Source organism: Vulcanithermus mediatlanticus (genome assembly GCF_055385885.1).
The window spans coordinates 698,530-721,413 of record NZ_AP042385.1 but is presented as its reverse complement, the minus strand read 5'-3'; the positions used below and the strand labels follow the sequence as shown (position 1 = coordinate 721,413).

Below are 22,884 nucleotides of genomic sequence, written 5' to 3'. Positions count from 1 at the left end.
CGTCAAGTTTTTTGTGTCGAAGTCTGTGTCGCGGGGTACCGCGCGTTGAAAAGGTCATTGATTTCCTCTTGAACGTCAGCAAAACCCGGCAGCTTCCGGTCCCATCTCCCCTCCCTCCGTTCAGCCTCTAGGTAGACGAGCTTGTAAACCGATTCGGGCTTGGGAAACTTGTGGTCCCGCACCTTGGTACTCCTTCGTAGTTCCCGGAAGAACTGCTCGATCAGGTTGGTGCTCCTCAGGTAACGCCACAAAGGCTCGGGGTAGTCGTAAAACCGAAGCAAGGCCCCTGAGTCGTTCCACCAGGAAGCAGTGACCCGGGGGTAACGATCCTGCCACCTTTGGGTAAAGCGTTTGAGCCCTTCCAGGGCCTTGGCTCGATTGGGTGCCCGGTAAACCCGTTTGAGATCGGCGAGTATGGCGGAGGCGTCCCGGCGTTTGACCTGGGCCTGGGTGGCCCTGAGTTTGTGCAGGATCGAGTACTGCCACTCGGCCCGGGGGTAGACCCGATGGATCGCCTCTCCGATCCCCGCAAGACCGTCGGTGATGAAGAGGAGTACTTCGACAAGGCCCCGGGACCTGAGCTCCTTTAAAAGCTCCTCCCAGACGACGGCCCCTTCATTAGGAAAGAGCCAAAAGCCCAGAAGGATGCGCCTGCCGTCTTCGGCCAGACCCAAAGCGGCGTAGAGCGCCTGCTTCTCGATGCCCTTGCCGGGGTACTGCAGCTTGAGGAACAGGGCGTCCAGGTAGACCGCAAAGAGCCGCCGGGGCAGGGGCCTGTGGCGGAAGGCTTCCACCTCCTCTTGCACCAGCTCGGTCAGGTTGCTGACCGTCTCGTGGCTGTAGCGGTAGCCGAACAGGAGCCCCACGATCTGGGCCACCTTGCGGTCCGAGACCCCGCTGGCGTAGAGGGCCAGCACGAGGTCCGTCAGGTCTGGAGTACGCCGGGCGTAGCGGGGAAGAAAGCTCGGGGTGTATTGGCCTTTGCGATCACGGGGCACCTTAAGCTCGACAGCACCGAAGGCGGTCTCCAACTTGCGCGGGTAATGGCCATTGGCGCGGCCACCGTGTTCTTGCAAAAAAGCCCAGCGGTCCAGCTCCAAGAGCGCCTGCAGCTTTTCCTCCACCACCTCGGCCATTGCTTCCTTCAGCAGCGCCTTGAGCGTATCCTGGTCCACGGGGTACCTCCTTTCGCCTACTGGCGGTACCCCCTCTTCTTACACAGAATTCGACACAAGAAAGATTACACCCTCGTGGTCTTCGGGGTGTTCGAAAAGACCCAGGGACAAATTGCGAAAATACCTGTTCGGCAATGAGGTTGTTTCCAGCTTTGGGTTTTCCATAAGCAAATGGTATCTTCTCTTGCCGCTTTCATCCCCCCTGGAGTTCACAGCAGTCGGGTTGCGGTTTTTGTGGATTCGCCCTCCGCGGTCCGGGGCGGGGCTAAAGGCCCGGTCTGGAACGCTAATTCCTACGGCTCGAGGGCATCATCGCAGCGTGGCCACTTGGCTTGGACCAGGCTTCGCCAACCAGGCGAGGAAAGCCACTTCGCTTCCGCTTTGTCGCCCCGTCGAGACCAAGAACGGGACCGTCGTCTTGTCCGGCACGGCTACCGGGTCCTGCGTTTTACCAACCGGGAGGTCATGGAAGATTGCGCAGTCGTCTGCGAACGCATCCTGGAGGCTGTGATCGAGCGGCTGGGTTTTCGCGAAGACGCATAGCGTTCCAACCCCACCTTTATCGCCTCTGTTGCCCGATGTTGTGAACCTCCACCCCCACCCTCCCCCAGGGGAGGGCAAAGGGGTTGTAGAGGCTGATCACAAGTTGCCTCCCCCTTGGGGGAGGTGAGGAGGGGGGTTAAATACCCCGCCGCGGCTGTCGCCACGGCGGGGGCCCCGAGGCAAACGCGTGAAAGAGACTTTAAAACCCCTCCCCAGCCCTCCTCCGGGAGGCGAAGGATTTTGAGGGCCTTTTTCTTGAGCGCGGGCTCGCAGGTCTTGCTGGTGGACGGGGTGATTCTTGCCGCCCCTTCAGGAGCCAGGAAGGTCCCGGATGCGAAAATCGACCACGGTGTGGTTGAATTTCCGCCACATAGTGGTTAAAATTCCGGAGTGTACCCCCGGCTGCTTCATTCGCGCCTGTTGGATGCTTTAGACGACAGCCCCGTGGTCTTCCTCTCCGGGCCCCGTCAGGCGGGCAAGACCACGCTCGCTTTACAAGTCGCCGAGGCCCGGGGCATGGCCTACCGCACTCTCGACGACCCCACCGAGCTGGCCGCGGCCAGCGCCGATCCGGCGGCCTACGTGGACGCCTTGCCGTTCCCCGCGGTTCTCGATGAGGCGCAAAGGGCGCCCGGGCTCTTTCTCCCCCTGAAAGCTCGGGTCGATCGGGAGCGGCGAAGTGGCAGCCTGCTCCTTACCGGCTCTGCCAACGTGTTCTTCTTGCCGCAGGTCGCGGACTCCCTGGCGGGGCGCATGCAGATTCTCACGCTTTTTCCCCTGACTCAGGCCGAGCTTCAAGGCGGGCGCGGCCGTTTTCTCGAGGCGCTCTGGCGGGGGGAGTTCTCCGAGACCCCGCCACCGGTGGAAATCGAGACACACGTGCTCCGGGGCGGCTTTCCGCCGGCCCTGGACGCGCGGCGGCCCGAGGCATGGTTTGCCTCCTACGTGGAGGCTCTCTTGACCCGGGACGTGCGGGATCTGGCGCGGGTGGAAAGGCTTTTTGAGCTCCCCAACCTCCTGGCCCTCCTCGCGGCGAGGAGCGGCGAGCTTTTGAACCATAGCGCGCTTTCGCGGGAATCCGGCCTGCCCGCGACCACCCTTCGACGCTACCTCGCGCTTTTTAAAGCGCTCTATTTGGTCTGGGAACTCCCCGCGTGGAGCGCCAACCTGGGCAAGCGTCTTCTCAAGTCGCCCAAGCTCTACCTGAGCGATACCGGGCTTATGGGCTACCTCTTAGGCGTGGGCGAAGGGCGGCTCGTTGGCCCCTTATGGGGGCAGCTGATGGAAGCCTTTGTCGTGAACGAGATCGCGCGTCTCCTCGCGGCGGGCGCGGGGCCGCGCCTCAAGGCTTACCATCTCCGGGACGATCGGGGCCTCGAGGTGGACCTTGTCCTCGAGGCCCCCTCGGGCGAGGTGGTGGCGCTCGAGATCAAAGCGTCGAAAACCCTTTCCCCGGCGGATTTTCGGGGACTGGGGAGAATTCGAGAAGTCCTGGGCGACCGCTTCCGCCTGGGTGGGGTCCTTTATCCCGGGGAGAACGTGGTTCCCTTCGGTGACGACCTTTGGGCCCTGCCCATTTCCCTGCTTTGGCTCTAGGCATGTGTGCGAGTGGAAGAATCGACCGTCCGGTGATTGAATTTCCACTACGTTGTGCCTGGCGCTTCGAGGTTGGAGGCTCAGGGGGGTCTCCCGCTGCGGACGGATCCAACATGCGTTTCGCGCCCATACCCCCTCCCTGACCCTCCCCCAGGGGAGGGCAAAAAGGGGGCTCGGTCCTGATCTTTCCTGCCTCCCCCCGGGGAGGGAGATAAGTTTTCGCCGTTCGCACGGGCTTTGAGTGCATTCATTGGGCAGGCCGGCTTCGTTTTTCACCTCCTCCTGGTTTTGGGTGGCATGCCGATCGATGGCTGTATACTCAACGTAGATACGGGGGCTGTTATGGCGATCACGGTAAGGATTCGGAAATGGGGGAACAGCTTGGGGATCCGCATCCCCAAGCCCCTGGCAGAGAAGCTGGGGTTTTTCGACGGGGCCGAGGCAGAGCTGGATATTTGGGAAGATGCGTTGGTGCTTCGTCCCACCCGGCGTTTCCGCCTCGAGGACCTGCTGGCCGGGATCGAAGAGGAAAACCTGCACGCGGAGACGGACTGGGGAACCCCCCTGGGACGCGAGGCGTGGTGAGCCGTGGCGTACGTTCCGGATCGCGGCGACCTGGTTTGGCTGGCGTTTGACCCCCCGGCCGGTCACGAGCAATCGGGGCGCAGGCCGGCGCTCGTGATCTCTCCGAAGCTCTACAACGCGAGGACGAACCTGGCGATCGTTTGCCCCGTGACCTCGAAGCGGAAGGGCTATCCCTTCGAGGTCCCCCTGCCACCCGACATACCTGTCCATGGCGTCGTGCTCGCGGACCAGGTGCGAAGCCTCGATTGGCGAGCAAGGCGCGCCGAGTTTATCGCCCAGACCCCAACGCAGGTGATGGAAGAGGTCGTGGGCAAGCTGCTTGCCCTGGTTGCCGGCTGAGGGAGGGGCATTTGCTGGCCAAGGATCCGCTGGTCATTTCGCAGCAGAAACCCCCGCCCTGGCCCTGGGGCAGGCAAGGGCGGATCGGCCGGTAACGCAGTCTTGCCCCCGGTCGGCTCGCGGCACGAGATCTCCGCCCCTGTGCCCTGGGGATGGCCTGGCTGGTACCGGGGCTTTGGGCTCGTTGCTCTGAAAGGGCCACGAAAGTATGAATGTCGGATATACTGAAGGTATGCCGGTCATTGCTCAGATCTCCAAAAGAGGACAGATCACCCTTCCCGCCGAGGTCCGTAAGGCGCTTGGCCTCAAGTCTGGGGACACCCTCGTGGTTCGTCTCGAAGAAGGGCGCATTGTCCTCGAGCCGGCCGTGGTTCTTCCCGTGGAGATATACAGCGACGAGCGCCTGGCTGAGTTTGAAGAGAGCGCCCGGGTTTCCGATGAAGAACTCGCGGCTTTCAAGCGAGCGTGGGGCCTTGAACCCTAACCTGCGAACATGCGTCCGCGGGTTTTTCTCGATGCCAACGTTCTGTTCTCCGCGGCCCTGGGCGGTGCGGTTTTCGAGGCCATATGGGCTGCTGCTGAGCGGGGCGGTTATGAACTCGTCACCAGTGGGTACTGTCTCACCGAGGCTCGCGAGAACCTTGTTCGCAAGCGCCCGGAAGCGATGTCCGGGTTCAGCAAAAAGCTGGCGCTGGTAAAGATCGTACCGGGGGCCGAGCCTGAGCCCTGGATGGTGCAGGCGTTGCCGGAGAAAGATGGCCCTGTTCTTGCCGCGGCCATAGCCTCCGGGGCAGGGGTGCTGCTCACCGGCGATGTGCGCCACTTTGGCAGGCTCATGGCGCGCGAGGATTTCGAACCGAAGGTCCTCACTCCCTCGATGTTCATCCGCACCTACCGCCCTAAACCCTGAACGAGATCGTTTCCTGCGCCCTTAATCTCTGGCAACTTTTCCCGTTCTCTCTCCCGGGGGAGAGTAGAACACCGGAGCCTGCTTTGGGGAAGGCGAAGGATTTTGAGGGCCGGTTTTCTTGGGCCGAACTGGGCGGGGGTGGGCAATATGCGAATACGCGCATATGCGCACCACACTCGATCTGCCGGACGAGCTCGACCGTGAGCTGAAGGTGCGCGTGGCCATGGAGGGCATTCCCCTCAAGGCCCTGGTCAGCCGGCTTTTGCGGGAGGCGCTCGCCGGGCGCCCGCAAGGGAAGCGGCCCCGTGGGCGGCGCGACCGGCCTCCCGTCGCGCTTCCCCCCACCGGAAGAGCGATCCCGGTTCTTACGAAGGAGGAGCTCCGCAGGCTCGAGGAGGACGAGGCGTTATCGCACCATGCCCGATCTTCTTGATACGAGCGTCTGGTCGTGCTCTCGCTCCCCGACCACCCGCACCACGAACGGGCCCTCGCCTACTGGCAAGAAGAGGCCAATCCGGAGCTTGCCTTTTGTCGCGTAACCATGCTGGGCCTGCTCCGGCTCCTCACCCATCCAAAGGTGACCGGCGGTGCCCTCCCGCCCTGGCCCTGGGGCAGGCAAGGGCAGACCGAATGGCACTCGATCGCCTCTCGGCGATCGAGTGCCGGGGCGATGGGTGCGGGCGGTCAGGGGCCGAGGCCGTAGAACTTGACCACCCCGTTTGCGATCAGGTCGTACGTTGGGTCCACCGTGTTCGTGCCGCTCGCCCGGGGGGCGTTGAGGAGTTTTTCCAGGTCGATGATGGCGAGACAGCTCTTGCTGTCGTCGATGAGGAGCCCCATCGGGCGCCCGTTGACCAGGTCGGCAAAGAGGGCGAGTCCGTGGGGGTCGCCGACGTTGCTCCAGAATGAATTGCAGCCGGTTGCGTTGGGGGCTGGCATCGTGGCCCCGACGTAGTCGCCGAGGCTCGGCGCGCCGGAAGGGGTGCTGGACGGCAGCCTGGCGGCGCCGATGCCGGTGCCGAACTCCTCTTCCAGGAAGACTAGGTGTTTGGTGGGTTCGGCGGCCATACCGGGAAGCCGGGTCGCGACCCCGGAGATATCGACGTAGGCGGCGGGGGCGCTGAAGGTCCCGCTCGCGCTGTCGAAGGTGGCCTTGGCCAGGTTGATGAGGAGTAGGAACTTCTGGCTCTCGTCCGAAATCGCGATGACCCCGGTGTTGAAGTCCACCGTCGCGGCGTCGGCGGTGAGCGAGAGGGAGGTGCTGAGGTTGGGGTCTCTGGGAATGGTGTTGTCGGTCATGCTCAGGTTCCAGCGGTAGATCTTGCCGGTGTCGATGTTGATGACCCAGAGGTACTGGTTCGAGGTGCCGTATTCGGGTGAGATGATCAGGTTGCGGGTGGGGTCGAAGGCGAAGTTTTCGGTCCAGAGGTCGCGGCCCGTGGCGTTCAGGTAACTGGCGAGGATGGTGCCGGTGTAGTCCACCACCCGGTAGCCGTCGCCACTGGAGACGATGAAGCGATTGTCGCCGGGGTCGGTGAGCACGCCGCAGTTGAGGCAGGAACCGCCGCTGAAGTTGGCGTAGGTGGTGTTTTGCAGGTCGTATTCGGCGGCGGTGACGGTGATGTTCGATCCGCTGATCGTGACCGAGAGGACGGCGATCTTTGAGGTGTTGTACCCCACGCACACCACTTTGAGCGCGGTGGCGTCGGCGGCGCACGAGTCGACGCTGAAGGTGAGCGCGATCGCCTGGACGGAAACGGCCTGCGCCAGGACCGAACCGACGCTCGCCACCTGGCTGCCCTTCTTCAAGGACACCGCGAGGACACTGGTGTCCACCGGCATGAAGGCGATGACGTCATCCTTGGTGGCCAGGGTGGCCAGCCCTCCAGACGTGGCCGAGGTCGCGGGCGGGGTGGTGGGGGCGGGGGCTTGGGTGCACGCGGCCAGGAATGCGGTCGTGAATAGGCCCAGGAAAATGACCAAATACCGGGTCCTGCTTCTCATTGAATTCACCTCCTTCTAACTGCTTTCTCATAGTATAGCAGGGGTAAAAGGCAAAAATCAGGGTGACCGAAGGGTCACCCTGAGTGTGAATCCGGGGAAAAATGTAACCCGGGTTGGATTTCTTCAGGAGCTTTTCGGTTTCTGGGCCTGGAGCCAGCCGACGACGATGGTGAAGCGCTTGTCGTCGAAACGCACGAAGAAGAGGAGCGTTTTCTCCTTGCCGCGCCAGGTCTGGACCAGGGCGTTTTCGCCCTGCATGGTCTCGCGCTCGAGGGTAAACCGCTCGGCCAGGCTGCGGGCGATGAAGTAGAGGTAGGTGGCCGACTGGTCGGGGTCGGCGAGGTCCATGCGGTAGCACTGCGGGCTTTCGAGGGTCGCGCCCTTGGGGAGGGCCACCTTGGCCACCAGCTGGTCGCAGGTCTTGCCCAGCAGGCGGTAGGTGGGGGCCGGCCACATCACCTCGGGGACCAGGTGGAGTCCGGCCACCGGTACCTGCTGGGCGCCGGCAATGGCGAAGGCCACGAGCAAGAGTGCCATGATTCTTTTCATGCCTATATGCTACCAGCGTGGAGCTTTGGCTGGTGCGGCACGGAGAGACCGAGCTCAACGCCTCGGGCACGTGGCAGGGGCAGCTCGACGTGCCCCTTTCCAAAACCGGAGAGAGGCAGGCGGCGCGGCTGGCCGCGCGCCTGGCGGCGCTGGGGGAACGCTTTTCCGGGGTCTACAGCTCCGACCTGGCCCGGGCCATGGCCACCGCGATGCCCCTGGCCAGGGCGCTTCGGCTCCCGGTACGCCCCGACCCCCGGCTGCGCGAGATCTGCCTTGGGGAGCTGGCCGGCAAGCCTCGAGGGGTCCTCCTCCAGGGCTACGCCGAGGTCCTCGAGGCCACCCGCGAGGACCCCTGGGGGGCCCGATTCCCGGGGGGTGAGAGCCTGGCCGACGTGCGCGAGCGCCTGGAGGCGTTCCTTTCCGGGCTACCACCGGGGCGCCATCTGGTGGTGACCCACGCCGGCCCCATTCGGGTGGCGGTCTGGCTCGCGCTCGGACTCTTTGCCGCCGAGCCCTGGCGGCTCAGGATCAAGAACACCTCGATCACCCGGGTGGCCTTTCCCCAGGGCTTCCCCGGCCCCGGTGAAGTGTACGCGGTGGGCGACGCGGCCCACCTCGAGGCCTGGGCGGAGATCGCCCTTGAGACCGGGCGCTGAGGCGATTGCGGCCCGGCCCCGGCGATGCGCGGGGCGCCCGCAAGGGCCCATGGCCGGTCAGCGGGGACGGTGAATGAGGTTTGGCCCCTGGATCTCGGTGTGGTAGGGGGTGGGGCTGGGCGTTGGGTAGTCCTCCCGGAAGTGCGCCCCGCGGCTTTCCTCCCGCCGGAGGGCGGCGTTCAGGAGGAGGCGGGCCAGGAGGGCCAGATTTCCGGCCTCCAGCCAGGGGCGCGGCGCGGTCTCGACCTCGCGGAGGGGCAGGGTTTCGACCCACTCGAGGGCCGCTGCCAGACTCTCCCCCCGCCGGACGAGACCGGCGGCCCGTTCCATTCGGGCCCGGAGCGGTTCGAGGTAGGCGGGGTCGAGGCTTCCCGCCGGGAGCGGGTGAGGGTGTTGGGGCGTCGCCAGGGCGTTGAGGGCGGCCCGGGCCGCGCGGTCGCCGAGCACCAGGCCCTCAAGCAGGCTGTTCGAGGCCAGGCGGTTCGCGCCGTGGAGCCCGGAGGAAGCGACTTCCCCCACGGCGTAGAGCCCGGGGGTCCCGGTGAAGCCGTTGGCGTCAACCTTGACGCCGCCCATGGCGTAGTGCGCCGCCGGGGCCACGGGGAGGGGTTCGCTGCTGGGGTCGAAGCCGAGCTCGCGGGCGGCGGCCACCACGGTGGGGAAGCGGGCCTCGAGGTCGGGGATGGGCCGGAGGTCGAGGAAGGCGCCCCCGGTCCGCAGTCGCTCGCGGTGCACCGCCCGCGCCACCACGTCCCTCGGGGCGAGCTCGGCCAGGGGGTCGTAGCCGGGCATGAAGCGCTCGCCGCGGGCGTTGGTGAGGATGGCGCCCTCGCCGCGGCAGGCCTCGCTCAAAAGCGCCCCGTTCGGTAGCGCGGTGGGGTGGAACTGCACGAACTCCAGGTCCCGGAGGGTGGCGCCGGCGCGCCAGGCGAGGACCATGCCGTCGCCGGTGGCCCCCGGCGGGTTGGTGGTCACGGGGTAGAGCTGCCCGAGCCCGCCGCTGGCGAGCACGACCGCCCCCGCCTCGACCCAAAGCGGGCCCTCGGGGCCCAGAAAAAGCGCCCCGACCACCCGGTCGCCGTCGAGCAGGAGACTCGTGGCCATGGCCCCCTCGAGGCGGGGCAGGTCGAGGTGCGAAAGGAGGGTTTGGAGCAAGATCAGGCCGCTGCGGTCACCCCCGGCGTGGCGCACCCGGGCCCGGCTGTGGCCGCCCTCGCGGGTGGGGCGTTCGTCGAAGGGCACGCCCAGCGCCAGCAGTCGCTCGAGGTGGGCTGGGGCCTCGCGAAGGATGGCGCTGGCCACCTCGGGGTCCACCAGGCCCCGCCCGGCGCGCAGGGTGTCCTCGAGGTGAGCCTCGATGTCGGCGTCATCCAAGGGAATGGCGATGCCGCCCTGGGCGCGGGGGGTCGAGCCCGCGGGCGGCGGATCCTTGCTCACCAGCAGCACCCGGGCGCCCTCGGCCTTGGCGGAAAGCGCGGCGTAGGCCCCGGCCACGCCGGCGCCGATGATGAGGAGGTCGGTGGTTCGACGTTCCATCAGCCGACGGCGACCATGGCTTCAAGCGACTTCTTCGCCTGCCTCGCCGTTTCCTCGGGGACGCGGATGACGTGCTTCATCTCCAACAGCGAGGCGCGAATCTTTTCCAGGGTGATCATCTTCATGTACTCGCAGATCGCGTCGGCCTTCACCGGAACGAAGTTTTTCCCCGGCACTTCCTTTTCTAGCCGCCCCAGGATGCCCACCTCGGTGGCGATGACGAAGTCCTTGACCTCGGTCTCCTTGGCAAAGCGCACCATGCCCTCGGTCGAGAGCACCTTGGCGTCGGGTTTGAGGTAGAGGCAGCTGCTGCCGCAGCCGCACTCGGGGTGGATCAAGAACTCGGCCCCCGGGCGCTCCTCGAGCATGCGCTCGATGTGCTCGGCCCGGATGCCGGCGTGGACGTGGCACTCGCCGGGGAAGAGGTCCATCTGGCGGCCGGTGACCCGGGCCACGTGGGCGCCGAGGAACATGTCGGGCACGAAGAGGATGGGCCTGTCCTTTGGCAGGCGCGAGACCAGCTCAATGGCGTTGGCGCTGGTCACGCAGTAGTCGGCGAGGGCCTTGACCTCGGCTTTGGTGTTGACGTAGGCCACCACCAGACCGTCGGGGTGCGCCTCTCGCCACGTGAGGATATCCTCGGGGCGGATCGAGTCGGCGAGCGAGCAGCCGGCCTCTGGGTCGGGCAGGAGAACGGTCTTGTCGGGGTTCAAGATGGCGGCGGTCTCGGCCATGAAATAGACCCCGGCGAAGACGATGATCCGGGCCCGGGTTCGCTGGGCCTCGCGGGCAAGCCCCAGGGAGTCGCCCACGAAGTCGGCCACCTCCTGCACCTCGGGCAGCTGATAGGAGTGGGCCAGGATCACGGCGTTCTTTTCCTCTTTGAGCCGCTGGATTTCTTCCATCAAGCTTGCTTGGTCCATGGTCGCGTTCGTTCCTCCCCCTAAACCTGCGTGACCTCGAGCGAGAGATCGAGCGCCGGGGCCGAGTGGGTGAGCGCCCCCACCGAGATGTAGTCCACGCCGGCCTCGGCCACGCGGCGGACCCGCTTAAGCGTCATGTTGCCGCTGGCCTCAAGCGGCACCCGGCCACCGGCGAGCCGCACCGCCTCGCGGATCGTGGCCTCGTCCATGTTGTCGAGCAGGACGAGATCGGCGCCGGCCCGGAGCGCGGCCTCGAGCTCGGCCAGGCTCGTGACCTCGACCTCGACCTTGAGGTGGTGGGGCGCGCCGGCCTTGGCCCGCCGCACCGCCTCGGCGACCCCGCCCACCGCCGCGATGTGGTTGTCTTTGATCAGGATGCCGTCGAAGAGCCCGAAGCGGTGGTTGTGACCCCCGCCCACGCGCACGGCGTACTTCTCGAGCGCCCGGAGGCCGGGGGTGGTCTTGCGGGTGTCGAGGATCTTTGCTCCGGTGCCCTCCACCGCGCGCACGTAGGCCCGGGTCAGGGTGGCGATACCGGAAAGGCGCTGCAGGAGGTTGAGGGCCAGCCGTTCGCCGCCCAGGATCGCGGCCAGGGGGCCCTCGAGTTCGGCCACCGTCTGGCCCGGGACCAGTTCGTCGCCGTCGTCGGCACGGGGGTCGAAGCGAACGCTGGGGTCGACGAGCCGGAAGACCTCCGCCGCCACCCCGATCCCGGCCAGAACCCCGGGGGCCTTGGCCACGATTTGGCCCCGGCCCCCCAGGTCGGGCGGGACGAGCAGGGCGGTGGTGACGTCGCCGCGGCCGAGGTCCTCGGCGAGCCATTCTCGGATGCGCTCAAGGTCCACCACGGATTCACGCTACTGCGAAGTGGGCGGGGATTCCAGTGTCTGGCACATCAAAGCGCCGGGGAAGCGGCCTTCCCCGGCGGCGAGCGGTGGCTTTGGGTTTAGTCGTCGTTTTCGCCGTGTTCGCGCTTGCCGTGGTCGTCACCGCCCCGACGCTCGGACATCGAGCCCCGGTGGTCGTCGTCCTGCCGGCGGCTTTCACGCACGCTCTCGTCGTGACCCCGGCGGTCGTCGCCGCGACGCATCGAGCCGGAGCGGTCCATGTCGTCCTTTTTGTGCTCACTGTCCTCGCGCATCGAGGCCTCGTCCTGACCGCGGTGCTCGGAGCCTTCCAGGCGACCCGAGTCCTCGCCAAAGCCCGAGCGCATGCCGGGGGACTGGAGCATGGCCTTGGCGAACTTTTCGGCTTCGACGGTGCCGTTTTGGGTTTGGATCAGGGGGTGGTTGTCGTTGCCGAGGACGACCGGCAGTTCGAGGACGACGTTGCCACTTGCGTCATAGACGATGACCTTGGCGGCGAGGGCCAGGAGGTCGCTCCTGGGCTCGAGGCCGAGGGTGCTGGTCCAGACGGCGTTGCCATCCGCGTCGACGAAGGTGACGGTGGCGCCCTGATCGAGGGCCTGCTGGACGCTGGGCGGGAGCTTTGGGCCTTGGCTTTGGGTCATGTGGCTGCTGGCGAGGACGGTGCCTGCTGCGGAGAGGGCCAGGGCCAAACCGATTGCGGTGAGGAGTTTCGTTCCCTTCATAGCGACGTCATCTTCCCCGGGGAAGGTAAAGGGGAGGTTAACGTCGGGCGTAGGATGGAGCCATGCGCCGCCGCGCCCGGTTCGCCGAGGCCTTCGACCCCAGGATGCTGGCCCTGCTCTCGGGCGTTTTCCTGACCACCGTGACCCAAAGCGCCCTGGTGCCCGCGCTGCCCCCGTTGGGCGCGCTTTTTTCCGCCGGCCCCGGGGCGGTGCAGGCGGTGCTCTCGGTGGGGCTTTTTTCCGCTGCCCTCGCCTTCATCCCCCTGGCCCTGCTGGCGGGGCGCTGGGGGGCGTCGCGGGTGTTCCGCTTTTCGCTCGCCCTTCACGCCCTGGTGTCGGTGCTCCTCTTCCTGGCCCCGAGCCTTTGGGCCATCGTGGCGTTGCGCGGGGTGCAGGGCGTGGCGATCGCCGGCATCGTGGGGCTGGTGCCGGGGCTCGCGGTGGCCACCTGGCCGAGGCGCCCGGGATACGCGCTGGGGCTGATCGCGAGCACCGTGGCCCTGGGGCAGCTTTTGGGGCCGGCGGCGGGGGGGCTTTTGAGCGAGGCCTTCGGACCCCAAAGCGTCTTTTTGCTCTCGCCCCCGCTGGCCATGGTCGGGCTTTGGCAGAGCCCGCACCTGCCCGACTTCCCGCCCCGGGCGCTGCCGCTGGCCGGACTTTTCCAGCGGCGGTTCCTCCTCGGGCTTTTGCGGACCGTCTTCTACTTCGCCTATATCTTCGGGGCGGTGCTGGCCAGCGCCTTTTTCCTCTCAAGCCTCGGCCTCGGCGCGGCCCGGGTGGGGCTTTGGCTTCTCATTCCACCCGGGATGCTGATGATCTTCGGTGCCCGGGCCGGTCGCTATGCCGACCGGGTGGGGTTTTCCCGGGCCATGGCCCTCGGGGCCTCGGTGCTGGTCTTCGGGGTGGCGCTCGCCTGGGTGAGCCTCGGTGTTTCGCCCCTGGCTTCGGCGGCGCTGGTGCTCGCTTCCCTGGGCCTGGGGCGGGCGCTTTTCCAGTCGGCGAACAACGCCGATGTGCTCGCCCGCGCCCCTGCTGGCGCCGAGGCGCTGGCCTCGGCGCTGCTCTCGGTGGCCCGGGTGAGCGGACAGAGCCTCGGTACCGCCGAGGTGGGGACGCTGCTCGAGGCCGGCGCGCGCCTGGGCGAGTTCGGCGCCTATGCCCTCACCGTCACCGTCCTGGTGCTGCCGGTCCTCGCGCTCGTCGTGTGGTGGGGCCTTGGCCGGCGCCGGGCGCGACGATGAAGCGTGCGGGGGCGGGTTACTCGCCGGTTTCCAAAAGCCAGCGCACGAACCCCTCCACCGCGTTGGGCTCGGCGAGCTCGGGGGTCTTGAGCACCGCCTCGAGGTAGGCGCGGACGGTCTTTGGATCCGGATTTTGCAAGAACGCCGGCAGGGCCTCGCCCCGGTGGGCGCCCCGGGCGATCGGTCGCCGGTAGGCTTCGATGCCGGCCACGATGGGGGCCGCTTCCTTGATCAGGGCGATGAGGCGCTCTATGAGGCGGTCTTCGGCCTTCGGCGCGAGCAGGGCGCTTTCTTCCAGGAGCGGCCGGCCGCCGAGGTCGGTGAGGACGATGCCGCGGGCGTAGAGCTTTCGCGCCAGGTTGCTTTCGCCGACGGTGAGGGTCTGGATGGCCCGAGCCCCGCCCAGCTCGAGCACGATCTCGGCTTTCCCCGCCGACTCGGCTTCAAGCGGGCCCACGCGACCGCGCCAGGCGGCGGTGTTCGGGGGGTAGGGCGGGGTGGTTTCGGCCCGGCTTACGACGGCGCCGTTTTGCCGGAGGATGGCCACTAGCTGCCGGTGGGGGAGCGCCGGGTCGCCCTCGAGGACCACCTCGAGGTAGAAGGGCTCGCCGGCGCCGATCCTTTGCACCTCGCCGCCTTCGGGCCGCAGCGCGAGCCCGACCGGCGTCACCTTGAGCGAGGCGCCGGCGAGCCTTTGGCGGGCGCGGCGGGCCATGGGCACCAGGACGTGGTCGGGGCGGGCTTCGATGAAGGCCTCGTAGGCCTTCCGGGCCGCGTCCGCCTCGCCGGCCCGGGTGAGGAGGAAGCCCTGCCAGAAGGCGAGTTCGGGCTTGCCCGCGTCTTTGAGATCCTTGAGCGCGCTCTCGATCTCCCAGGTCTGATCGAGGCTGACCGCCTTTTGGTAGTGGCGCTGGGCGGTGAGGTGGCGGCCCTGGATGGCGGCGATCAGGCCGAGGTTATAGTGCGCGGTCGGGTTGGGCTCAAGTTGCAGCGCCCGCACCGAGGCCAGCTCGGCCCCGGCCAGGTCGCCGAGGAGATAATTGGCCCAGCCGAGGTTGGTCCAATAGAGGCTCTCGTCGGGCTCGAGGCGGATGGCCTGGAGCAGGGCCCGCCGGGCCTTTTGCGGCTCGTTCCTTTCAAAGGCGGCGAAACTCTGCATCTCAAAGGCCCAGGTAAAGCGCGGCGCCTTTTTTGGCAGGGCGTCGGCCAGATCGAGCCAGCGGGGGTCGTCCTTGGCGTGCAAGAGGAGCAGGGCGGCGCTTTGGTGGAGGAGCAGGGGGCTTTTGAGGAGCGCCTCGAGCGCGGGGTTTTGGCCGCTGGGGTTTTTCCTGAGGCCGAAGAAGGCCTTCCACACCAGGCCCATTCGCGTATCGGGCATGGCCTTGGGATCGGCGAGCCCCTGCCAAAAGCGCGCCACCGCCGGGGGCAGGTCGGGGAGGTCGGCGGGGCCGCGCCCGGCGCTGGCGTATCGCCGCAGCCGGCTCGCCAGGCGGGATTCCCCCTTCGCCTCGGCCATTTGGGCGGCGGCTTCGAGATTGCCCTCGAGGGCGGCGCGCAGAATCGGCTCGAGCTCGGGCTTTTCGCGGAGCCTCTTCGGGCGCTTTTTGAGGCGGTCCGCGGCCCAGCGGGCGACGAGATCCAGGGAAGCGAGCCTTACCGTCTCGACCCGGCCGTCGTGGGCGAGCGAGGCCCGGATAAAGCCGTCGGGGAGGACCTCACCGGTGAGCACCCAGGAAAGCCCCGTGGCCTCGGCGACCATCCGCGCCCCGGCGGGGCGTGCCAGCGAGGGCATGAGGAGCCGCCAGCCGTCGGTCCAGGGGGGTTCGGGGAGGGCCAGGCCAGCCAGGATGGGGTCCGGCGCGTCCAGGCTTTCGGCCAGGGCGTAGGCGCTGGCTGCGCCCCCCCGACCGTCGAAGGGGAGGACCCATCCCGCGGCAAAGGCCAGGTTCAACACCATCAAGATCGCGATCACAGCGCGCATGACCCCACTATAGGGGCGCGCGGTGAGGAGGGGGTAAGGAGGCCGCGCTTGCAGGTGTCAACCGCGGCGTGTCAGATTGGTTGACGTGGATCTCCTCCCGGCGCTCACCGAAACCTGGCAGAGCGGGGAAGCGCTCGCCCGGCGGCTGGGGAAGACCCGGCAGGCGGTGGCCAAGGCCGCGTCCCGGCTCGCCGCCGAGGGATTCCCGATCGAGCGTGGCAAGCAGGGTTACCGCCTGGCGCCCGGCACCCCCGCGCCGCAAAACCTGGGGCCGCGGCTCAAGGGCCGCTTCGGCCGCCCCTACCGCTACCTGGGGACGGTGACCAGCACCCAGGACGAGCTGCGGAATCTGGCCGAGGCCGGGGCCCCCGAGGGGGCGGTGGTGCTGGCCGAGGTTCAGACCGCCGGCCGCGGACGGCGGGGGCGGCGCTGGGAGAGCCCGGGGTCGGGGCTTTACTTCTCGCTCTTGCTCCGGCCCAGATCGCCGCTTTCGGCGCTGGCCCTTTTGCCCCTCGCCGCCGGGGTGGCGCTGGCGCGGGCCGCCGGCGTGGGCGGGCTCAAGTGGCCCAACGATCTGGTGGTGCCGCTTTCGAGCGAGGGGGAGAGCGCCTGGGCCAAGCTCGGGGGCATACTGCTCGAGGCCGATATCCTCGGTGAGGAGATCCGCTACGCCCTGCTCGGCGTGGGGCTCAATGTCGCCGAGGCGGGGCTCCCCCAGGGCGCGGCCGGGCTGGCCCGCTTTTTTCCCGGTCTGCGTCGCGACGTGCTTCTCGCCCGGCTGCTCTTCGAGCTCGAGCGCGCCTATGCCCTGCTCGACGATCCCGAGGCCTTGCTCTCGGCCTACGAGGTCCACAGCCTCACCCTCTCGCGCCGGGTCGAGGTGCGGTGGGTGGGCGGCGTGGTCGAGGGGGTGGCCGAGGCCGTCCTCCCCGACGGCGCGCTCAAGGTGCGCTCGGGGCGGCGGGGACGGGTGGTGACCGCCGGAGACGTTTCGCTCGTGGGTGGTTTGCCCCGGGTCTGAGGGGGCTTTGAAGGAGGGATGGTGGAGATGCGAACACAAACGGTTCCCATCGTATTGCGCTGGGTTTCGGCGGAAGGCGTTGGCAAAAAGCTCTGGCTCGCCTTCTTGGGCAGCCTGCTGGTGGCGCTGCTGGCCCGGGTGAGCGTGCCGCTGCCATTTACGCCGGTGCCGGTGACCGGCCAGACCTTCGGGGTGCTCTTTTTGGGGGCGCTTTTGGGGTCGCGCCTTGGGGCCCTGGCGCTCGTCGCCTATCTGCTCGAGGGGGCGCTGGGTCTTCCGGTCTTCGCCAAGGGCGCGGGGCTCGGCTACCTCTTCGGCCCCACCGGCGGTTACCTGCTCGCCTTCCCGCTCGCGGCCTACCTGGTGGGCTGGGCGCTGGAGGCGGGCCTGGGGCGGGGCTTTTTCCGGGCGCTTTTCGCCTTTTTGGCCGGCAGCCTTTTGATCTACGCCCTGGGCGTGCCCTGGCTCTCGGTCTATTTGGGCATGGATCTGGCCCGGGCGCTGGCCCTCGGGGCCCTGCCCTTTTTGGCCGGTGACCTGGTGAAGGCGGTTTTGGCGGCGCTCGCCTGGCGGGCCCTCGACGGTGGGGGGAGGTGAGGCATGGGCGTTGAAGTCCCCGAGATCCCGCGCGAAGAGGTGGTGGCCCTCGAGGCCAAAAAGACCGCGGTGATCGTGGTGGACATGCAGAACGACTTCGCCCACCCCGAGGGGGCGCTTTTTGTGCCCGACGCGCCGAAGACGATTCCCGCCATTGCCCGGTTGCTGGACAAGGCGCGCTCGGCCGGGGCCCGCGTCGCCTACACCCAGGACTGGCACGCCGAGGATGACCCCGAGTTTTCCATCTGGCCGAGGCACGCGGTGGCCGGGAGCTGGGGGGCGGAGATCGTTTCGGAACTCGCGCCCAGGCCGGGCGAACTGGTGGTGAAAAAGCTCCGCTACGACGGTTTTTACGGCACCCCGCTCGACCACCAGCTCCGGCTTTGGGGAATCCAGAACGTGGTGGTGGTGGGCACCGTGGCCAACATCTGCGTCCTGCACACCGCGGGCTCGGCGGCGCTGCGCTGGTACAAGGTGGTGCTCCCGGAAGACGGCACCAGCGCCCTGACGCCCTTTGACCTTAAGGCCGCGCTGCGCCAGGTCAGCTTCCTCTATCAGGGCCGGGTGACCACCGTCGACGGCGTCGTCTTCCGGTGAAGGCCGACCACCTGGCCGAGGTGCGCGCGCGGCCCGAGGTGCTCGCCCGGCTCGGGCAGGACCCCATCATGGCCCGCCTCATCGAGCGCCATGGCCCCTACCGCTGGGGCGTGCACGGCGTTTTTCCGGCGCTTTTGCGCGCGGTGGTGGGGCAGCAGGTGTCGAACGCCGCCGCCCGGGCCATCTTCGGTCGCCTCGTGGACGCGGTCGGCCTTGCCCCCGAGCGGCTCCTGGCCGCGGGCGAGGCGGGCCTGCGGGCCCTCGGCGTTTCACGGGCGAAAGCGCGAACCATCTTGGATCTGGCCCGCCTTGCGGCCCGGGGCGCCTTCGCCGATTTCGCGACGCTTTCCGACGCCGAGGTCCGCCGCCGGTTGCTGGGGCAAAAGGGCGTCGGGCCCTGGACGGTGGACATGGTCTTGATCTTCGGGCTGGGGCGGCTCGACGTGTGGCCGGTGCGCGACCTCGGCCTTCGGCAAAAGGCCACGGTCCTTTACGGCCTGAAGGATGAAGCCGAACTCCAGGCCCTGGGGGCCCGCTTTGCCCCCTATCGCTCGGTGGCGGCCCATTACCTCTGGGCGGAGAACGACTTGGGCCAGGGCGGGTAAGCTTATGGCGTGGTTCGGATCAAGGTCTGCGGCATCACCCGGCTCGCGGACGCGCGCTTTGCCGAATCGGTGGGGGTGCACGCGCTGGGGTTCGTCTTCGCCCCCTCCAAACGCCGCGTTACCCCCGAGCAGGCGGCCGCGATCGCCCGGGCGCTGGGGCCGCTGGTGCTGCGGGTGGGGGTGTTCGTGGACGCGCCGGCGGAGGAGGTCCTCGAGGTCGCCGAGTTTGTGGGCCTCACGGCAGTGCAGCTCCACGGGGACGAGCCCCCCGAGGTGGCGCGCGAGATCGGACGCCGTCTGCCGGTGGTGAAGGCTTTCCGCTTGAGCGGCCCGCCCGATCCCGCCCTCTTTGACTACCCCGCCGACGCCTGGCTGCTCGATGGCCCCCGGCCGGGCTCGGGCCAGCGCTTTGCCTGGGACTGGCTGGCGAGCGTTCCCTCGGAAAAGCGGGTGATCGTCGCCGGGGGGCTGGATCCGGAGAACGTATGCGAGCTCCTGAGAAAGTACACGCCCTACGCCCTCGACGTTTCGAGCGGGGTCGAGGCCGCCCCGGGCGTGAAGGATCACCGCCGTATAGCGGCTTTTGTTCGGGCGGTCCAGGCCTGTGGATAACCTGTGGATAACTCTGTGGAAAAGTGGGGTATGTACGATGAGCACGCAAATCTTCGCCTATTCACCCCTGTGGATAAATGTGGGGAAATCACCGAAACCATACCCCCGCCGCCCCGCCCCGGTCGGGTCCGCAGGGACCGGCTGCCGGCTCCCATACCCTGAAGCAGGGGGTGGCCGTGATCGAGTTCTTTGACCACACCGCGGACCTCGGGTTTCGCATCCGGGCCCGCTCCCTGCCCGGGCTCTTCTACCTCGCGGCTCGCGGGCTTTCTCAGGCCCTCTTGGCCGAGCCCCCGCGTAAAGGGGCGCGCTGGCTGGAGGTTCGTCTTCTGGCCCCCGACCTCGAGACCCTGCTCGTGCGCTGGCTCGGAGAGCTGCTCTACCTCATCCAGACCAGGGGCCAGGTCCCGGCTGGCATCAGGCTCAGGCTCTGCCGGGTGGAAGAGGGCTGGGTCGTTTCGGCGCGGCTCGCGGTGGCGCCGCTCGACCTTGAGCGGATGGGATTTTTGGGCGAGGTCAAGGGGGTGACCTTCCACGGGTTGGCCATCGAGCGGCGCGGGGCGGGGTACGAGGCGGCGGTGATCCTCGACGTGTAGACTTGAGGGCACGATGGGGCTCACTTTTGAGAAGGTTGCGCCCTTCACCTATCGCATCCCCCGTCAGGGGAAGATGCGGGTCGAGGCGGTGTTTTTCGCCTCGGAATCGATTCTGCACCAGCTCGAGGCCGAGGATTACGCCTCCCTCAAACAGCTCCAAAACGTCGCCACCCTGCCCGGGATCGTCGCGCCGGCGCTGGCCATGCCCGACATCCACTGGGGCTACGGGTTTCCCATCGGCGGGGTGGCCGCCATGGACGCCGAGGCGGGGGTGGTGAGCCCGGGCGGCGTGGGCTTCGATATCAACTGTGGAGTAAGATTATTGAGCTCAGCCTTATCAAGGTCCGAGCTCGAACCCGTCAAGGAAAAGCTCGCCGATATCCTCTACGCCCGCATTCCCGCCGGCGTGGGATCGGAACGACGGGACGTGCGCCTTGGGCGCAAGGACCTGAAGCGGGTGCTGCTCGAGGGCGCGCCCTACGTCATCGGTCTGGGGTTCGGCGAGGCCGATGAGGCGCGCTTCATCGAGTCGGGGGGTCGGCTGCCCGGCGCCGACCCCGAGCGGGTCTCGCCACGGGCCCTCGAACGCGGCGCGCCGCAGCTCGGGACCCTGGGTTCGGGCAATCATTTCCTCGAGGTCCAGTACGTCGATCGGATCTACGATCGGGCGGCGGCCGAGGCGTTCGGCCTCTTTCCCGGCCAGGTGACGGTGCTCATCCACAGCGGCTCGCGCGGGCTCGGCCACCAGGTCTGCCAGGACTACGTCGAGCGCTTCCTCGCCCGCCTCCCGGCCTACGGCATCGAGCTCCCCGACCGCCAGCTGGCGGCGGCGCCGATCCAGAGCCCCGAGGGCCAGGCTTACCTCCGGGCCATGGCGGCGGCGGCCAACTTCGCCTTCGCCAACCGGCAGCTCATCGCCCACTTCGTCCGCGAGGCCTTCGAGGCGGCGGGGTTTGCCCCGCGCGACCACGGGTTGCGCCTGGTCTACGACCTGGCCCACAACAACGCCAAGTTCGAGACCTACGGGGATCGCCGGGTGCTGGTGCACCGCAAGGGGGCGACGCGGGCCTTTGGCCCGGGGCATCCCGAGGTGCCCCGCGAGTACCGCGCCGTCGGCCAGCCGGTCTTCGTCCCCGGCGACATGGGGCGCTATTCCTACGTGCTCGCGGGGACGGCGGGGGCGATGGAGATGAGTTTCGGCTCCAGCTGCCACGGCGCCGGCCGCCAGCTCTCACGGGCCAGGGCCAAAAAGCTCGCCCGGGGCCAGGATGTCGTCGGCGACCTCGCTTCCCGGGGGGTGCTGGTCCGGGCCAGGACCCGGGCGACGGTCCTCGAGGAGATCCCCGAGGCCTACAAGGACGTGGCCGAGGTCGTGCGCGTGGTGGAGGGCGCGGGGCTGGGCCGGATCGTGGCCCGGCTGCGTCCCCTCATCGTGGTCAAGGGTTAGGCAGCACGATCGGGGGCAGCCGGGTGGTCGTTCCGGTGATGGTGACCTGCGAGCGGATGGGGTTTTCCTGGGGGTCGCAAAGGCGGTTTTGGTTGGCGTCCCGGCAAGCCTCGAGCGTATAGCGACCCGCGGCCAGGTGGGTGCCAAAGGGTTCGCCGGGCCGCACCGCGAGGGCGCGCGGGGTCGGTCCCAAAAGGACCACCCGCAGCGACTTGCCGGGCGGGGCGAGGCCCAGCGCCCCCACCAGGTTGAGGAAGCCGTCGCCATAGGCGGGGTCGCGCCCGGTGGGGCCGAGGTCGGTGAGGCTCGCTTTGAGCACCTGCCAGGCCTCGTCGGGGGTCGCGGCCTTGCCGCTCGCCAACAGCAGCGAAAGCGCCGCCGTGACCTGGGGCGCGGCCTGCGAGGTCCCCATGTACCAGCCGTAGGCCGGGCGGCCACTCCGGTAGTCCCAGGTGCTGGAGAGGATGCCGTCGGGGTGGCCGTCGAGGTCGCTGTCCTGGGCGATGTCGCCCCCGGGGGCCGAAACGTCGACCGCGGCGTTTTGCTCGCTGTACCAGGTGGGCAGCGGTGGCCTGGCAAAGCCCTGGTCGGTGGCCCCCACCGAGATCGCGCCCGGGCAGCTCGCCGGGTAAAAGGCCCGGTTCGGCTGGCCCGGCGCGCCTTTGTTGCCGGCGGCGGCCACCACCAGCGCCCCCTGGGCCCGGGCGTCCTTGACCGCGTCGCAGAGCGTTTGCGCGTAGGTGTCGGTGCCCAGCGAGAGGTTGATGATCTGGGCCGGGTTCGGGTTTTTCAGCGTTTTCCCGTTACGCACCACGAAAAGGCCGGCGGCGTAGCGGATGGCGTCGGCGACGTCGGCGATACTCCCGTAGCCTTTTGTGTCGATGACCCTTAAGGGGAGCACCCGCAGCGGCGCCGGCCAGGCCGCGCCGACCACCCCCTGGCCGTCGGCGCGGGCGGCGATGATGCCGGTGACGTGGGTGCCGTGGCTGCCGTTCGTGGGGTTATACGGGTCGGCGGGGTCGGTGGGGTCGGGGTCGTCGTCGACGAAGTCGTAGGCGCCGTCGGCCCCGCCGAGGAGCACGCCGGCGAGGTCAGGGTGGTCGTAGCGGACCCCGGTGTCGATCACGGCCACGGTGACGGGGTTCGGGTAGCTGGCCAGATCCGCCCAGCGGGCGCCGGTGGCCCTGAGGTGCCACTCGAGGGCGAAGAGCGCGTCGCTCGGGGCGGCATCCCCCGCCCAGCCGAGCGGCCAGACGTAGCCGTTGGCCTCTTCCCAGGCCACCCGGTCGGGGCTCGGTCCGGGGGCGCCGGCGGGCAGCCGGAGCAGGGTGCCGTCTTTGAGCTTCACCAGCCGTTCCCGGATGGGCGGCGGGTTTTTGGGCGCGGGGAGGGGCACGGCTTCGAAGCGCTGGGCCGGGGGCGGTTGGGTGAGGACCTCCCCCACCACCCGCGCCAGCGGCCAGCGGACGCGGATGGGGTAGAGGGCGCCGTCGGCGAGGAGCGTGAGCGTTCCGTCGATTCGTGCCAGGTCCGGCACCGCGCCCCCGCCCTGGAGGGTCACCAGCGCCGGTCCGCTGCCGCTTTCCTGGTCGGGCCGGAGCCAGCTGGGGCCGGAAAGATACCAGCTGCCCCTGGCGCGGATCTCAAGGGCGGCAAACCCCTCGCCGTTCAGCTCGAGGTCGACCGGAACCGGTCGCCAGGCGCACCCGCCGGCGAGGAGGGCGAGCAGCAAAAGGGCCAGGCCCCTGGCTTTGGTGAAGGCGCGTGAGGCGCGCATCGG

25 protein-coding genes are annotated in these 22,884 nt (G+C 68.2%); 16 read left to right on the top strand and 9 right to left on the bottom strand.

Features of this window, described 5'->3' with window-relative positions:
• Nucleotides 1–2 precede the first annotated feature (2 nt).
• Complete coding sequence (locus ACZ5BT_RS04630) at nucleotides 3–1,175, bottom strand: IS256 family transposase (protein ID WP_464883689.1); 1,173 nt, start codon at nucleotides 1,173–1,175, stop codon at nucleotides 3–5.
• A 171-nt stretch (nucleotides 1,176–1,346) separates the two neighbouring features.
• On the opposite strand from ACZ5BT_RS04630, the gene ACZ5BT_RS04625 reads away from it, so the two are divergent.
• The 7 genes from ACZ5BT_RS04625 (at nucleotide 1,347) to ACZ5BT_RS04595 (ending at nucleotide 5,581) form a co-directional block, all read left to right on the top strand.
• Nucleotides 1,347–1,718, top strand: coding sequence for an endonuclease domain-containing protein (locus ACZ5BT_RS04625; RefSeq protein WP_464885447.1), 372 nt, complete (start codon nucleotides 1,347–1,349; stop codon nucleotides 1,716–1,718).
• 390 nt (nucleotides 1,719–2,108) lie between these two features.
• Nucleotides 2,109–3,314: an ATP-binding protein gene (locus tag ACZ5BT_RS04620; RefSeq protein WP_464885446.1), complete on the top strand. Its 1,206-nt coding sequence runs from the start codon at nucleotides 2,109–2,111 to the stop codon at nucleotides 3,312–3,314.
• A 342-nt stretch (nucleotides 3,315–3,656) separates the two neighbouring features.
• The gene (locus tag ACZ5BT_RS04615) at nucleotides 3,657–3,899 is read left to right on the top strand and encodes an AbrB/MazE/SpoVT family DNA-binding domain-containing protein (protein WP_464885445.1); all 243 of its coding nucleotides are present in this window, start codon (nucleotides 3,657–3,659) and stop codon (nucleotides 3,897–3,899) included.
• 3 nt (nucleotides 3,900–3,902) lie between these two features.
• The gene (mazF, locus tag ACZ5BT_RS04610) at nucleotides 3,903–4,238 is read left to right on the top strand and encodes an endoribonuclease MazF (protein ID WP_464885444.1); all 336 of its coding nucleotides are present in this window, start codon (nucleotides 3,903–3,905) and stop codon (nucleotides 4,236–4,238) included.
• Nucleotides 4,239–4,470: 232 nt separating this feature from the next.
• Entirely contained in the window at nucleotides 4,471–4,722 is a 252-nt protein-coding gene (locus tag ACZ5BT_RS04605) for an AbrB/MazE/SpoVT family DNA-binding domain-containing protein (RefSeq protein WP_464885443.1), read from the top strand.
• A gap of 9 nt (nucleotides 4,723–4,731) precedes the next feature.
• Nucleotides 4,732–5,148, top strand: coding sequence for a PIN domain-containing protein (locus ACZ5BT_RS04600; RefSeq protein ID WP_464885442.1), 417 nt, complete (start codon nucleotides 4,732–4,734; stop codon nucleotides 5,146–5,148).
• A 163-nt stretch (nucleotides 5,149–5,311) separates the two neighbouring features.
• On the top strand, nucleotides 5,312–5,581 hold the full coding sequence (locus ACZ5BT_RS04595) for a hypothetical protein (RefSeq protein WP_464885441.1): 270 nt from the start codon (nucleotides 5,312–5,314) through the stop codon (nucleotides 5,579–5,581).
• Nucleotides 5,582–5,832: 251 nt separating this feature from the next.
• Here the strand turns inward: ACZ5BT_RS04595 and ACZ5BT_RS04590 are convergent, their stop codons facing one another.
• On the bottom strand, nucleotides 5,833–7,152 hold the full coding sequence (locus ACZ5BT_RS04590; protein ID WP_464885440.1) for a hypothetical protein: 1,320 nt from the start codon (nucleotides 7,150–7,152) through the stop codon (nucleotides 5,833–5,835).
• Between the two features lie 123 nt (nucleotides 7,153–7,275).
• Complete coding sequence (locus ACZ5BT_RS04585; protein WP_464885439.1) at nucleotides 7,276–7,701, bottom strand: hypothetical protein; 426 nt, start codon at nucleotides 7,699–7,701, stop codon at nucleotides 7,276–7,278.
• 17 nt (nucleotides 7,702–7,718) lie between these two features.
• On the opposite strand from ACZ5BT_RS04585, the gene ACZ5BT_RS04580 reads away from it, so the two are divergent.
• Entirely contained in the window at nucleotides 7,719–8,357 is a 639-nt protein-coding gene (locus ACZ5BT_RS04580; RefSeq protein ID WP_464885438.1) for a histidine phosphatase family protein, read from the top strand.
• Between the two features lie 57 nt (nucleotides 8,358–8,414).
• Here ACZ5BT_RS04580 and nadB read toward each other — a convergent pair whose 3' ends face one another.
• The 4 genes from nadB to ACZ5BT_RS04560 all read right to left on the bottom strand — a co-directional run bounded on the left by nadB (nucleotide 8,415) and on the right by ACZ5BT_RS04560 (nucleotide 12,407).
• Nucleotides 8,415–9,893: an L-aspartate oxidase gene (gene nadB, locus ACZ5BT_RS04575; RefSeq protein WP_464885437.1), complete on the bottom strand. Its 1,479-nt coding sequence runs from the start codon at nucleotides 9,891–9,893 to the stop codon at nucleotides 8,415–8,417.
• The gene (gene nadA / locus ACZ5BT_RS04570) at nucleotides 9,893–10,816 is read right to left on the bottom strand and encodes a quinolinate synthase NadA (protein WP_464885436.1); all 924 of its coding nucleotides are present in this window, start codon (nucleotides 10,814–10,816) and stop codon (nucleotides 9,893–9,895) included. The genes nadB and nadA overlap by 1 nt, the downstream gene beginning before the upstream one ends.
• A 20-nt stretch (nucleotides 10,817–10,836) precedes the next feature.
• Entirely contained in the window at nucleotides 10,837–11,664 is an 828-nt protein-coding gene (gene nadC / locus ACZ5BT_RS04565; protein WP_464885435.1) for a carboxylating nicotinate-nucleotide diphosphorylase, read from the bottom strand.
• Between the two features lie 98 nt (nucleotides 11,665–11,762).
• A complete protein-coding gene (locus ACZ5BT_RS04560) occupies nucleotides 11,763–12,407 on the bottom strand; it encodes a hypothetical protein (RefSeq protein ID WP_464885434.1) in 645 nt (214 codons plus the stop codon).
• Nucleotides 12,408–12,469: 62 nt separating this feature from the next.
• On the opposite strand from ACZ5BT_RS04560, the gene ACZ5BT_RS04555 reads away from it, so the two are divergent.
• Nucleotides 12,470–13,648, top strand: a complete 1,179-nt coding sequence (locus ACZ5BT_RS04555) for an MFS transporter (RefSeq protein ID WP_464885433.1) — start codon at nucleotides 12,470–12,472, stop codon at nucleotides 13,646–13,648.
• A 16-nt stretch (nucleotides 13,649–13,664) separates the two neighbouring features.
• Here the strand turns inward: ACZ5BT_RS04555 and ACZ5BT_RS04550 are convergent, their stop codons facing one another.
• Entirely contained in the window at nucleotides 13,665–15,629 is a 1,965-nt protein-coding gene (locus ACZ5BT_RS04550) for a tetratricopeptide repeat protein (protein ID WP_464885432.1), read from the bottom strand.
• An 85-nt stretch (nucleotides 15,630–15,714) separates the two neighbouring features.
• On the opposite strand from ACZ5BT_RS04550, the gene ACZ5BT_RS04545 reads away from it, so the two are divergent.
• From ACZ5BT_RS04545 to ACZ5BT_RS04515, 7 genes are all read left to right on the top strand, one after another.
• Entirely contained in the window at nucleotides 15,715–16,650 is a 936-nt protein-coding gene (locus ACZ5BT_RS04545) for a biotin--[acetyl-CoA-carboxylase] ligase (RefSeq protein ID WP_464885431.1), read from the top strand.
• Between the two features lie 27 nt (nucleotides 16,651–16,677).
• Nucleotides 16,678–17,247 carry a biotin transporter BioY gene (locus tag ACZ5BT_RS04540; RefSeq protein WP_464885430.1) on the top strand — a complete coding sequence of 190 codons (570 nt, stop codon included), beginning with the start codon at nucleotides 16,678–16,680 and terminating at the stop codon, nucleotides 17,245–17,247.
• A gap of 3 nt (nucleotides 17,248–17,250) precedes the next feature.
• On the top strand, nucleotides 17,251–17,844 hold the full coding sequence (locus tag ACZ5BT_RS04535) for a cysteine hydrolase family protein (protein ID WP_464885429.1): 594 nt from the start codon (nucleotides 17,251–17,253) through the stop codon (nucleotides 17,842–17,844).
• Nucleotides 17,841–18,449 (top strand): DNA-3-methyladenine glycosylase family protein, encoded by a 609-nt coding sequence (locus ACZ5BT_RS04530; RefSeq protein ID WP_464885428.1) that lies wholly within the window; start codon nucleotides 17,841–17,843, stop codon nucleotides 18,447–18,449. The genes ACZ5BT_RS04535 and ACZ5BT_RS04530 overlap by 4 nt, the downstream gene beginning before the upstream one ends.
• A gap of 9 nt (nucleotides 18,450–18,458) precedes the next feature.
• Entirely contained in the window at nucleotides 18,459–19,061 is a 603-nt protein-coding gene (locus tag ACZ5BT_RS04525) for a phosphoribosylanthranilate isomerase (protein ID WP_464885427.1), read from the top strand.
• A gap of 176 nt (nucleotides 19,062–19,237) precedes the next feature.
• Nucleotides 19,238–19,657: an archease gene (locus tag ACZ5BT_RS04520; protein ID WP_464885426.1), complete on the top strand. Its 420-nt coding sequence runs from the start codon at nucleotides 19,238–19,240 to the stop codon at nucleotides 19,655–19,657.
• A 13-nt stretch (nucleotides 19,658–19,670) separates the two neighbouring features.
• Entirely contained in the window at nucleotides 19,671–21,104 is a 1,434-nt protein-coding gene (locus tag ACZ5BT_RS04515; RefSeq protein ID WP_464885425.1) for an RtcB family protein, read from the top strand.
• Here ACZ5BT_RS04515 and ACZ5BT_RS04510 read toward each other — a convergent pair.
• A complete protein-coding gene (locus ACZ5BT_RS04510) occupies nucleotides 21,094–22,881 on the bottom strand; it encodes a S8 family serine peptidase (protein ID WP_464885424.1) in 1,788 nt (595 codons plus the stop codon). The genes ACZ5BT_RS04515 and ACZ5BT_RS04510 overlap by 11 nt on opposite strands.
• Nucleotides 22,882–22,884: the final 3 nt, after the last annotated feature.